At 33.5% G+C, this 13019-nt stretch carries 13 protein-coding genes; 4 read left to right on the forward strand and 9 right to left on the reverse strand.

From position 1 onward, the window contains the following. The first annotated feature begins 87 nt into the window (after positions 1-87). From ACK2WN_RS03385 to hpt, 4 genes are all read left to right on the forward strand, one after another. Positions 88-261: a hypothetical protein gene (locus ACK2WN_RS03385; RefSeq protein ID WP_158573265.1), complete on the forward strand. Its 174-nt coding sequence runs from the start codon at positions 88-90 to the stop codon at positions 259-261. 63 nt (positions 262-324) lie between these two features. Further along, positions 325-2088, forward strand: coding sequence for a sigma 54-interacting transcriptional regulator (locus ACK2WN_RS03390; protein WP_416154845.1), 1764 nt, complete (start codon positions 325-327; stop codon positions 2086-2088). Positions 2089-2779: 691 nt separating this feature from the next. Next, positions 2780-4087 (forward strand): serine dehydratase subunit alpha family protein, encoded by a 1308-nt coding sequence (locus ACK2WN_RS03395; protein ID WP_300529658.1) that lies wholly within the window; start codon positions 2780-2782, stop codon positions 4085-4087. Positions 4088-4716: 629 nt separating this feature from the next. Next, the gene (gene hpt, locus ACK2WN_RS03400; RefSeq protein ID WP_416154846.1) at positions 4717-5256 is read left to right on the forward strand and encodes a hypoxanthine phosphoribosyltransferase; all 540 of its coding nucleotides are present in this window, start codon (positions 4717-4719) and stop codon (positions 5254-5256) included. Between the two features lie 81 nt (positions 5257-5337). On the opposite strand, the gene yajC is transcribed toward hpt, so the two are convergent. The 9 genes from yajC to dapA form a co-directional block, all read right to left on the reverse strand. Continuing rightward, a complete protein-coding gene (gene yajC, locus ACK2WN_RS03405; RefSeq protein WP_329999837.1) occupies positions 5338-5607 on the reverse strand; it encodes a preprotein translocase subunit YajC in 270 nt (89 codons plus the stop codon). A gap of 20 nt (positions 5608-5627) precedes the next feature. Further along, complete coding sequence (locus tag ACK2WN_RS03410) at positions 5628-6800, reverse strand: M20 metallopeptidase family protein (RefSeq protein ID WP_416154847.1); 1173 nt, start codon at positions 6798-6800, stop codon at positions 5628-5630. 58 nt (positions 6801-6858) lie between these two features. Beyond that, positions 6859-7524 carry a hypothetical protein gene (locus ACK2WN_RS03415; protein ID WP_329999841.1) on the reverse strand — a complete coding sequence of 222 codons (666 nt, stop codon included), beginning with the start codon at positions 7522-7524 and terminating at the stop codon, positions 6859-6861. 12 nt (positions 7525-7536) lie between these two features. Further along, the gene (locus ACK2WN_RS03420; RefSeq protein WP_416154848.1) at positions 7537-8247 is read right to left on the reverse strand and encodes a DUF5058 family protein; all 711 of its coding nucleotides are present in this window, start codon (positions 8245-8247) and stop codon (positions 7537-7539) included. A 182-nt stretch (positions 8248-8429) separates the two neighbouring features. After that, positions 8430-9179: a 4-hydroxy-tetrahydrodipicolinate reductase gene (dapB, locus tag ACK2WN_RS03425; protein WP_416154849.1), complete on the reverse strand. Its 750-nt coding sequence runs from the start codon at positions 9177-9179 to the stop codon at positions 8430-8432. Between the two features lie 90 nt (positions 9180-9269). Beyond that, on the reverse strand, positions 9270-10067 hold the full coding sequence (locus ACK2WN_RS03430; RefSeq protein ID WP_416154850.1) for a lysostaphin resistance A-like protein: 798 nt from the start codon (positions 10065-10067) through the stop codon (positions 9270-9272). Between the two features lie 320 nt (positions 10068-10387). Beyond that, positions 10388-11101, reverse strand: a complete 714-nt coding sequence (gene dapD / locus ACK2WN_RS03435) for a 2,3,4,5-tetrahydropyridine-2,6-dicarboxylate N-acetyltransferase (protein ID WP_300531343.1) — start codon at positions 11099-11101, stop codon at positions 10388-10390. 103 nt (positions 11102-11204) lie between these two features. Then, positions 11205-11954 (reverse strand): 4-hydroxy-tetrahydrodipicolinate reductase, encoded by a 750-nt coding sequence (gene dapB, locus ACK2WN_RS03440; RefSeq protein ID WP_300531345.1) that lies wholly within the window; start codon positions 11952-11954, stop codon positions 11205-11207. Between the two features lie 158 nt (positions 11955-12112). Further along, positions 12113-13000, reverse strand: coding sequence for a 4-hydroxy-tetrahydrodipicolinate synthase (dapA, locus tag ACK2WN_RS03445; protein WP_300531347.1), 888 nt, complete (start codon positions 12998-13000; stop codon positions 12113-12115). Between the last annotated feature and the right edge of the window lie 19 nt (positions 13001-13019).

Consider the following 13019-nt stretch of genomic DNA (forward strand, 5'->3'; position numbering starts at 1 on the left):
ACAGAATGTAAAAAATATAATAGAATGATATAATTAATAGGTCTGGCAGATTATGCCAGACCTATTTTAGAATAGGGAGATGATTTTTTGATAAACTACGAGATAGTATTTGTTGTTCTTCTGTTTATGGTTCTTGTGTCAATTCAGTTTACATTGAACAAAATTTACGTGGAATTGAAGGATATAAAGAGAATGATGAAGAACAAGGAATTAGAAGAAATAACAGAAAAGGAAAAAAAGTTTGACTCATTTAGATTTTAAAAGAATAGATATGAAGATGTTTGAATGTACGACTCACAATTTTAGAAAGGATAGGTAATTGTTATGAAGATTGAGCTAGGTTATATAAAAAACGATATACAAAATATAGCAGATGCAATAGAAACTGTATTAAAAATAGATGTAACAATAGTAGACGAAAATCTTATCAGAATTGCGGGTACTGGGAAATATATAAGCAAGATTGGCGAGAAAATAGACGGATATGCGTTTAAGAAGTCGCTACAGGACAGCGAGGTTATAGTTATAGATAATCCAAAAGTTAGCCCTATTTGCAAGGAGTGTTGTAGAGCGGGAAATTGTAATGAATTCGGGGAAATATGTTGTCCTATAGTGTGCGATGGAAAATCTTATGGTGTGATAGGGCTTATAGCGTTCTCTGAGGAGCAGAGAAAGATAATTGAAACTAACAGCAATGGAATGGTAAATTTCCTCACTAGAATGGCAGATTTATTGTCTGGGAAATTAAAAGCAGCTATAAAATCTTACGAACTCGATATTGAAAAGAAGAAGCTTGAGACTTTGGTAGACGGTATGGACAAGGCTGTTGTGTCTATAGATGTCGACGGCAGAATTGATAAATACAATCTGAAGTTTAAGAAGATGTTCAATATCAAGGACGATATTACAGGGAAAATTATTTTTGATATTTTTAAATTTATCAAAATTCCAGATAAATATAGAAAAGGTCACTCTTTTAGTGCGAGCTTTAACTACAAGGGTGGAGGAAAGTCTATCAAAGGTATTTATAATATGAGTAGGATTGAGCTTAATGGCGAGATTAAGGGGTATGTTATAGACTTTACCGATAAAAAAGAAGCTATTAAAAACTACAACAAGATGAATAAAGATAGAAGTATAATGATCGATAATATAATAGGTGAAAGTGAAGCTATTAAAAAGGTCAAGAAAGAGACGATTATGGCAGCTCAGTCTGTGTCTACTGTGCTTATAACTGGTGAGAGTGGGACAGGTAAGGAGCTGTTTGCCAGGGCGATACACAACCATAGTAAGAGAGCTGAACATCCATTTATCGCAGTAAACTGTGCAGCTATTCCAGATAATTTGCTAGAAAGTGAGCTATTTGGATACGAAGAAGGTGCGTTTACTGGTGCTAGAAAAGGTGGAAAGCTTGGTATGTTTGAAATTGCCCACAAGGGAAGCTTGTTTTTAGATGAGATTGGAGATATGAGCTTGCATCTTCAGTCAAAGCTTCTTAGAGTGCTTCAGGAGAAAGAAGTGAATAAAATTGGTGCGAAGTCTAATATCGAGATAGATGTTAGGATAATTGCAGCTACTAATAAGGAGCTTGAGAGTATGGTTAAAGAAGGGACTTTTAGGGAAGATTTATACTATAGGTTGAATGTTATCCCTATAAAGCTACCTAGTCTTTCTCAGAGAAAGGGAGATATACCGCTTTTGATAGATTATATGATTAGAGAGTATTCTGTGAAGCTTGAGAAAAATGTCGAGGGAATTGACGAGGTTGCGTTGGATAGGATGCAAAAATACGGGTGGCCAGGAAATGTTAGAGAGCTTCAAAATAGTATTGAGTATAGTGTAAATATGGCTCAGGGGAGCGAGATTACAGTCGATGTTCTTCCAAAGTCTATTCTGGAGTATGAGGAGAAGTTTGAGGAAGATGAGATTTCTGCTATAGAGACGTTGGAGGATCTTGAAAAGAGAGAAATACAGAAGGCGTTGAAAAGATATGGAGTATATAAAAAAGACAAAGAATTGGCGGCAAAAGCATTAGGAATATCGAGGGCAACATTATATCGTAAAATTGAAAAATATAATATCAAGTAAGAGATGATTCGTATAATAAGCTACTCTCCAGATTCAGTCATCACAGGGGTATCTCATCAGAGATGAAATACCGCAGTGATGACTTCGTATTGTCGAGTGAGCTTATTATACGTCATCATCTCTATACTGTGATATTATACTTTTTCAATTTTAGATAATAATCTTGCTTACGTGAGAGCAGAAAAAGAGGAAAGTTTTCGAATTTATTGAGAGAGCTAATTATAATGAACCCTTTTTCTACGGTAATTCTATAAGTTTTCAATTTTTGATATAAAGAATTTGCCTCTGGGAATGAGATGAGGTTGGATAAGTTTGTTTTTAGGTTAGTAGGAGAGTGTTTTGTAGGAGTGTGTGTATAGTTATTATAGTTGTGTGTATTCTCATTTTGAGATTATTTCTCAAAATGAGATTTTTTTATGCCTAAAATGAGAAAAAAATATTTTTTGAAAAGTTGATAATAGATATTTTTGAGATGATAATATAAAAAAATAATAGGCTTAAAGCTAGTTATATAGCCAAATATAAGGTTTTATGAAAATAATTTTAGAAGTTTGGCACGAGATATGCTTATTATATATGGCGTGGAAAGGGTTATCAGATAATCCCAATGTATGAACAGAAATTTATTTAGAACTATTTAGAAATTTGCTATTGAAATACGAGAGATATTAGATTATATGGAGGGTGTAAGATGAGAGATATAAGAAATGAATTAGTTGAAATGTTAAGAAATGAAGTTAAGCCAGCAGTTGGTTGTACAGAACCAGTTGCTTTAGCATTAGCTTGTGCAAAAGCTAAGGAACTTTTAGGTGAAGAAGTTGTAGATAACAAGATGTTAGTAAGTAATAACATATTCAAAAACGGAATGGGTGTTGGTATACCAGGAAGTAAGATATTAGGACTAAAAGTTGCTGCTTGCATGGGTATAGTTGGTGGAAAATCTGCAGACGGATTAAGCGTTCTTGAAGGTTTAACTGAAGAAGAAGTTAGAGAATCAGAAAAATACTTAGAAGAACATACTATATCAGTAGAGCCAACAGATTCAGCTGATAAGATATACTTAGAAGTTATGTTAAAAGGTGCTAATCATGAAGTATTAGTTAAGATAAGAGGAAGACACGATAACTTTACATATCTTGCAAAAGATGGAGAAGTTATATTAGATAATGAACCAAAAGAAGTAAGTGCAACAGAAAATACAAAAGAAGAAAGAAAAGAAACTTTAATGGACAATGCTACAGTTGCTGAAATAGTTGATAATGTAGAAAAAATGGACTTTGAAGATATAAAATTCCTTCTTGATGGTATAACAATGAACAGAGCTATGGCAGAAGTTGGTTTAAGAGAAAAAACTGGTGTTGGTACAGGTTTCGGAATTAAGGAAGCTATAAAAGCTGGAGAATTAGGAGATGACCTTGTAAACTACGCAATGATGTTAACTTCAGCAGCTTCAGATGCGAGAATGTCAGGTGTTAAGATGCCAGTTATGAGTTCAAACGGAAGTGGTAACCACGGTTTAACAGCAATACTTCCAATAGCTGCATACAACGAAAGAAATCCTCAGAGCGATGAAAGAGTTGCTAGAGCTTTAGCAATATCTCATTTAATAACTGCATACATCAAAAACTTCACAGGTAGATTATCTCCAATGTGTGGATGTGGTGTTGCAGCTGCAATAGGATGTACAGCAGGTCTTTCTTGGTTAATGGACGCTGAACAGTCTCAGATAGAAGGAGCTATGGAAAATATGATAGCTAACTTAAGTGGTATGATATGTGACGGTGCAAAACCAGGATGTGCTTGTAAATTAGCTACTGCATCTTCTGCAGCAGTTCAGAACGCTATACTTGCTAAGAGAGGATGTATAGTTCCAGGACTTAATGGTATAGTTGGTAGATCTGTTGATGAAAGTGTTAGAGCATTAGGATGCGTTGGAGATGAAGGAATGTCTGTAACTGACAACGTAATACTTGATGTTATGAATGAAATGAATAAATAAGCCTTTAAATAATCTTAAAATATAATTTTTCAAAAATGCCGTATCGATTTTCGATGCGGTATTTTTATTTGGTGAGGTGTGCGATAGAAACAACCTTCTCTCCAGACTCAGTCATCACAGGGGTATCTCATCAGAGATGAAATACTGCAGTGCTGCCTTCGTATTGTCGAGTGAGGTTGTTTTCTATCGCACACTTTTGGTAAAAATAGCAATCGAAAATCGATACTGGATGCTTTTGGAATTATATTTGTAAGAATTATTTAGAGGATTATTTTGCGTGGTGAGGTGTATGACAAAAAAGTAAAAAACCACCAGACTATTGGACGTAGTGGTGGTTTTACTATTGCTTTAAAACTTAGTTTAAAAAAAGAAAAATAACCAAGTTATCTTTTAAAAGTTATTCTTATCTCTTTTTATATTATACCACATTAAAAAAATAGAGATACCTTTTGAAAGATTTTTAACTTTAAAATATTATTAACTAGAGAATATTTGTGAAATTAAGGAAAAAAATTAAATAAGTAGATTTATCTAAGTTATTATAGATAGCATTTTTCTATTAAACTATTGAAAATACTCAATAATTCGTATAAAATAATCTGTATAATAAAAAAATCGGAGGCCAGAAAATGGACATAACTAAAAAGAAATGGGAAACAATGTACACAGAAGAGGACATTGCAAAAAGAGTAAAAGAACTTGGAGCACAGATAACAGAAGACTATAAAGATAAAAAATTAATGGTAGTTGCACTACTTAGAGGAAGCTTTATATTCTGCGCAGACTTAGTTAGATGCATAGATTTACCACTTAGAGTAAACTTTATGACAACATCTAGCTACGGAAACTCAGAAGAAACTAGCGGAACAGTTAAAGTATCTTCAGATGTAACTGTAGATTTAGAAGGATACGATGTGCTTGTAGTTGATGATATAACTGACAGTGCAGTGACTATGGATTTTGTGCTTAAACATTTAAAAGCTAAAAATCCTGCGAGCATAAAAAGCTGCGTTTTACTAGACAAACCTTCAAGAAGAAAAGTTGACCTAGTGCCAGACTACTGTGGATATGAAGTAGAGGACAAATTCGTTGTTGGATACGGATTTGACTGTGGAGACTACTTCAGAAACGTACCATACATATTCAATGTAACAGACGAAGATAGATAATAAATAAAAGCCCCTGTCATAATGACAGGGGCTATATATTTGTTTGGGTTGAAAAAACTAAATTGTCATAAATAAGTTTTATTAACTTTCTTTACGAATAGATTGAACAGCATAAACTAAAATTCTCATATTTGCATGTTCGTCAATTTTAAGGAGTATTTCATCGTCATTTCTTTCTAAAACAACGCCGATAATACCTCCAATTGTTATTATTTCATCGCCGACTTTTATAGAGTCATGCATCATACGCATTTTCTTATTTTTCTTTTTGCCTGGAACTACTATAAATAGATACATTAAAACAAATATACCTAATGCATATACCAGAACAATAGTAGTTGGATTATTCATCTAATTCCTCCAAACTTATTTTATAAAAACTCTTCTGCAAGAGCTACAAATATTTCACTACCTTTATAAAGAACATCTTCATCGATGTCAAATTTAGGGTTATGATGTGGAATGTCTGTATGTTTTTCTGGATTTGCAGAACTTAAGAACATGAATGCACCAGGAACTTTTTCTAAGTAGTAAGCGAAATCTTCACCACCCATATTTGGTGCAGGCATGCTAGTTATAACTTCATCTTCTCCGAAAATTCTTTTTGCTGTATTAGCAGCAAATTCAGCCATATCAGAATTATTTATTACTGGAGGTGCACCCCAATCAATTTCAACATCGCAACTTCCGCGGAATGTATTGGCTACACTTGTAGAAATTTCTTCTATACGTTTAGCAATATACTGACGCACATTCGGATCAAGAGTACGTACAGTACCTTCTATAACAACTTCATTTGGAATAGCATTGTATGAGCAACCACCAGCTATTTTTCCTAAAGTTAATACACCAGCCTGTAAAGCTGAAATTTCACGAGCAATTACTGTCTGTAGAGATATAACAATATTTGAAGCTATAGTAATAGGGTCGATACCTTTTTCTGGAGTAGAACCATGGCAACCAACACCTTTAATATTAAGTACAAATCTGTCAACAGATGCCATACAACATCCAGGAACGACGATTAATTTACCTGAAGGAATCTTAGGATCTAGTATAGAACCTATATGAGTTCCGAAGACAGCATCAACACCGTCAACTGCACCTTCAGCAATAGAAATAGGAGCACCTTTGATTTGTTCTTCAGATGTCTGGAATACAAATCTTACATTTCCGTTTAATTCTTCACGATTTTCCTGAAGAACACGAAGAGCACCTAATAGCATAGCAGTATGTGCATCATGTCCACATGCATGCATACAACCTTCATTTTTAGAACAGTATGGAAGTCCTGTGTTTTCCTGAATTGGAAGTGCGTCTATATCAGCACGTAAAAGGATTGTTTTTCCAGATTTACCGCCTTTTATTTCACCTATGATACCACTATCACCATGATTTTTCTTATAAGAAATACCAAGTGAATCTAATTCTTTTGCAATGTATGCCTGTGTATCTGGAAGATTCTTTCCTATCTCAGGAATCTGATGAAGATCACGGCGTAAAGAAACTATATAATCTTGAATATTTTTACATTTTTCCCACATAATAACAAATCCTCCTAATATATGTTGTTTTTATATAAAATAAAATTATTTTTTTAAATTATGCATTTGCTTTTTTATTCTTTGAACTATAAAGTATACGAGAGAATAATAAAGTACCAAATACAGCAAATAGAATAAGAACCCAAGCAGGTGGATTTAAAACTAATTTAATAGCTACAGATCCTATAAGTGCAAAAGCAGCTGCCTGAGGATACTTAATAGTAAAGTTACCAAAAGTAGCACCGAATATTGCGGCACTAGCATATTTAGTCAATGCATTGACAACTAGTTCTGGTAAAAGAGCAACGACTGCTGTACCAACTAATGCTGCTAAAATAGTGAAGAATAAATTTGTAAATATAGAACCACAAATAGCTAATGTAGAAACAATTTCAGCTTTTAAAGTTCCTGGTTCACTTTCAGTTGCATCTAAAGCTAATGCAGCAACTGGTAAACGCATATTACCTATATTTCCTGATAAAAATCCTAAATATGTACCTGTCATACCTAACGCAGCATAATAAGAAACAGGCTCTACTATATATAATGCACCAAATGAAACGGCAACTAATCCCCAACCAGTAAGAACTGTACCTACATCTGGCCAACAATTATATTTACTACAAAGCCAAATAACTGGTAAAAAAGATGCAGCAGCGGCTAAAAGATTCGTAGGAGCACCTAAACGAATACTATTTTTTTTCCATTGATTCATGTAATCCATATTTAAACCTCCTTAAATGAAAAAGACATCATAAAGTAATGAACAACAAATACCTATAACCATAGCTATACCAAGACTGTACTCCATAAGTTTTGGAAACTTAGGAACGACAAACTTGATGAGAAGTACCATACTTATGGCTCCAGTAACGGATGCTATAGCATTTCCGACACCTTTTACAATTTCATTTACATTAAGATAAGCAAATACACCAAGTGAACAAGCTCCAGATAATACTGCTAACCAAGCAGCATCTCCGCCACTCATTTTATCACGTAATTTTTCTAATCCAGGTGTAAATACTCCAGAAACAACAAGCCAACCACAACCATTTAAAGCCATAACAAACCAACATACAGCCATAACAGTAAGTGTGAATCCTTCCCCACCTAATTCAACACCGGCAGCCTGTGCACCTAAATTCGCAGCTGTAAGTTCTGTTGCAGCCGCACCTATTATGGAAAGTCTACTCCATGCCATAGGTCCACCGATAGAAGGCATTAAACCAACCATTACTATAAATACACCCATAGCAGGTCCTATAGCAGAAATCAGACCTATACGAAAAGCTTTACTAGTTACTTCGCTAGGTAATTCGATTTCTTTAGCAGTTTTCTTTGCCATACGCATGAAAAGAGCTGCTTGAATCAATGAAATTGACACTACTATAGAACATAGTACCCATACAGTAGGCGAATTAGCAATTTTTAAAATTTTCTCCATAATACACACTCCATTCTAAAACAATATTTTAAGTAAAAAGAAACGTTTGCTTAATATAATTAAATATTACCACTTTTCAGAAAACTTGTAAAATATAGAAAAATAAAAATTAAATGAATATAGATAAAAAATAAAGGTTATTCAAATTTATAACTTGAATAACCTTTGTTTTTTACAAAAATTTATAATATATCCTTCATATCATATAATCCATTTTCTTTGTCTAGTATCTTTTTAGCTGCGAATATTGCACCTTCAGCAAATATTGCATTAGATTGTGCATGATGGGCAAGTGTTACAACTTCACTATCACCGCAGAATAGCACATCGTGGTCAGAAACTATATTTCCACCTCTTACAGAACTAACTCCAATATCTCCTGGCTGTCTTTTACAACTTCTGCCAGATCTGCCAAATACACCTTTAACATCAGGAAGAACTTCCTGTATTGCAGAGATAAGCATCTTAGATGTACCACTTGGAGCATCTTCTTTTCTATTGTGATGTTTTTCAACTATTTCTATATCAAAATCAAGAAGCTTAGCAGCCTGTTTAACTAGCTCGATAAGAACATTTACACCAACTGAAGTATTGTGAGAAAGAAGCACAGGAACTTCCTTAGAAACGTCCTCAATAGCTGCATCCTGTTCTGCAGTAAATCCAGTTGTAGCGATAACAACAGGAGTTTTAGTTTTTAGAACGTACTTTAACATAGAGTCAAGATTATCAGGATGAGAGAAGTCTATTATCGCATCAGCTTCAACATCGCAATCATCAAAACTCTTGAATAACTTAACATTTCCGCCGCAAGTACCTGTCTCAAGAGAACGGCTAACACCAGCCACTAACTCACACTCGCTGTCCTTAGCAACACACTCTCTTAAAATCTTACCAACGCCGCCACTATAGCCGCATATAATAACTCTTAACATACTTATTACCCCCAAAATTAAAAATTCAGAAAAATTAATTTCCATGACTTAATTTTAACATTTTAAAGAGAAATATAGTAGGGGTAAAAATTAATATTTATTTTTTAAGATAGATTTTTTCAATAAATAATAGAATAAAACAATAAAAGTTATATTTACAATTAAAACGACTATACTACCTTCGATTTTACAAACTCCACCAGTTAAAAGTTCGTTTCCATGGTATGCAAGTCTAAATATAGAAGGATAGTCATCAGCTAATGAAACCCCACCTAAAATTATTCCACCTACAAAATTCCAAACAAAATGAATGATTATTGGAGAGATAATACTTTGAGTGTATTCTAAGACTAAAGTCATAAAAATGCTCATTGTTATAATATTTAAAATAGGTATAATTCCTGCTTCAATAGCTCCACCATGACAGAATAAGAAGAGAGCAGTAGTCACTATTGTAGAGACGAATATACTATAATTTCTTTTTAATAATTGATAAATATATCCTCTAACCAACAATTCTTGCATAATAACGTTTAAAAAGCATGAAATAGCCCAAATAGATAAATAACTTATTGAATTTTTGCTTAAAAAGGAAATAGTATTTGTAGCATATAGAGTTAAAACAACTACACTAAGCCACAAACTACCTGCCAAAATTCCCAAAATAATACTTTTAAAAGGACGTTGCACAGGAACAATAGTTATATTTTTTCTTTCTATAAAGTAAAAAACAACTGACATTAAAATAACTGATAACAGAGGGATTAACTCTGCATAAAAACGCCATAAAACAGGATTGTTGGATGGAATAGAAACAAAACCAACTAAAACAGCCCAACAGATAAAAAATCCAAAAGACTTAACAAAACTATCTAAAAACTTTTTCATAAAACCAACTCCTCTAAAATATAAATCATAACTATATATTAGAACTGAAAAATAAAAAAATTCTTAAGATAAAATAAAAAATACTAAAAAATAAATAAGACTCAGTGAAAAACCCACCAAACAAAATCACAATCTGTTTCAGAAAGAACCTTATGCAAAGACAGGATAGAATAATAATGGAAATAAAAATAGGATAAGGAATTACCGACGCAGCGACAATGGAGGACGCGTATTTTACTAGCACAAAAGCAAATAACTGCAACACGCGTCCGACCTTGGAGCAAGTGGTAATCCTTATCCTATTTTTCTATTTCCTAGTATTACAACTGTCTTAAATCATCCATAAGTTTTGTTTTTTCAGTAGTTTTTTCATCTTTCATCTTCACTACTTTAGCTGGAGACCCAGCAACAACAGCGCCTGCAGGAACGTCTTTAGTGACAACAGAACCTGCTGCAACAACAGCACCTTCTCCTATTCTCACACCTTCAAGAATAACTGCATTAGCACCTATCATAACATTGTCCTCAACTATAACTGGATCTGCTGAAGGTGGCTCAAGAACACCAGCGACAACAGCACCTGCACCTAGATGAACATTTTTTCCAAGAGTACCTCTAGCGCCGACAACTGCATTCATATCTACCATTGTTCCTTCACCGATAACAGCACCTATATTAACAACAGCACCCATCATAACTACTGCATTCTTTTCAATAGTAACCATATCTCTGATAATTGAGCCTGGTTCTATTCTTGCTGACTCGTGAAGAGTATTTTTTAGAGGAATAGCAGAATTTCTTCTATCGTATTCTACATGAATATCTCTTATACAGTCCTCTCTCTGATTAAGAGCAGCCATTATAGCATCGTAGTCCCCGATAAATATATGAAAAGAATCTGTTCCAAAAACTTTGTATTCATCAGTAGACTCAAAGTTGTATGGATCAGTATTTACATAAACTTTAACAGGAGTCTTTTTCTCAACTTCCTTTATATATCTTGCTATTTCATAAGCATCGTTTAAATTTACCATTAGGCAACACCCCTTTAAAAAAATTTAGTTTAATAACTTTAACTAATAACTTTATTCCCCATTTGAAACATATACTAACATATAATCCCCAAAATATTAAAAACTATTTTAACATATCGTCCATGTTGTAGAATCCAGATTCTTTATCAGCTATAAATTTAGCTGCAGCTAATGCACCATTGGCAAATATCTGTCTTGACTGAGCCTGATGACTTATAGTTACAACTTCACTATCTCCACAGAATAAAGCGTCGTGTTCACCAACTATTGTTCCACCTCTAACAGCACTTATACCTATATCGCCAGGCTGTCTTTTGCAACTTCTACCAGATCTTCCGTTAACAACATTAGACTCTGGAAGAACTTCTTTAACACCATTTGCTATCATTATAGCTGTACCACTTGGAGCATCTACTTTTCTGTTGTGGTGTTTTTCAACTATTTCTATATCAAATCCATTAAGAAGTTTTGCAGCTTCTTTAACTAATTTAACCATTATATTTACACCAAGTGACATATTGTATGAGAAGAATACAGGTATTTCTTCAGCAGCTTTGTGTATTCTTTCTATTTCTTCATCGTTAAAACCAGTAGTTGCTATAACTATTGGAGTTTTAGTTCTTAAAGCGTATCCAAGTACATTGTCTAAGTTTGCGTGGTTAGAGAAGTCTATGATAACATCACCTTTTTCATCGCAATCAGCTAATTTTTCGTATATTGTTATGTCCTGTACACATTTACTTTTATCGTAAGCCTGAACAAAAGCAAGTTCGCAGTTTTCATCTGCTCTTACTGTTTCAGCAACTATTCTTCCCATTTTTCCGTCGTATCCTGTAGATATTACTCTTAACATAATTTCCTCCTAATTAAAAACTTATATCAAGTATAATAATTAAAAACTCGATTTAAGTTTATATTTTATTTCAATTATTTTATATCATAAATTTAAAATTGGATTGCAAAATATCAGATATAAATCCAACCTTCTGCAATCCAATGATTTACAAATTACTAAGCCTGAACTTTAAGTCCTGCATTTACTAATTCTTTTTTAAGAACTTCAAGATTAGCAGGGTCCATATTATCAAGTGGAAGTCTTAAATCTCCAACTTCAAATCCAAGTAAATTCATAGCAGTTTTAACTGGTATAGGATTTACTTCTATGAATAATGCAGCAATTAATGCGTCTAAATCTAACTGTATTTTTCTTGAACCTTCAACATCTCCGTTAAGATATTTTTCAACTAAATCGTGAGTTTCTCTAGGGCATACGTTAGCAAGAACAGATATAACCCCATGTCCTCCTAATGATAATAGAGGAACTATTGAATCGTCGTTTCCAGAGTATATAGCGAAATCTTCTGGAACTAAGCTTGCTATTTCAGCAACCTGTCCTAAATCTCCACTAGCTTCTTTAACAGCAACTATATTAGGAACCTGAGCAAGTTCAGCTATTAAAGCAGGAGATATGTTCATACAAGTTCTTCCAGGAACGTTGTATAAGATTATTGGTATATTAACGCTTTCTGCTATTGTTACGAAATGTTTTTTAAGACCAGATTTGTTAGCTTTGTTGTAGTATGGAGTTATTATTAATAATCCGTCAACACCAAGAGCTTCAGCTTTCTGGCTTAATTCAACAGAATGCATAGTATTGTTTGATCCTGTTCCAGCTATAACTGGTATTCTTCCGTTTACTTTTTTAACTGTAAATTCTAAAACAGAAAGTATTTCCTCATCTGACATTGTAGTAGCTTCACCAGTAGTACCACAAGAAACTATAGCGTCAGTTTTATTTTCTATATGATATTCGATAAGTTCAGCTAATTTATCGAAGTTTACCTTATTATCTTTTGTGAATGGTGTTACAAGAGCAACTGCAGAACCTTTAAATAACATTTGAGATCGACCCCTTTTC

This window comes from Peptacetobacter sp. AB800, from assembly GCF_047807365.1.
GTDB lineage: Bacteria > Bacillota > Clostridia > Peptostreptococcales > Peptostreptococcaceae > Peptacetobacter.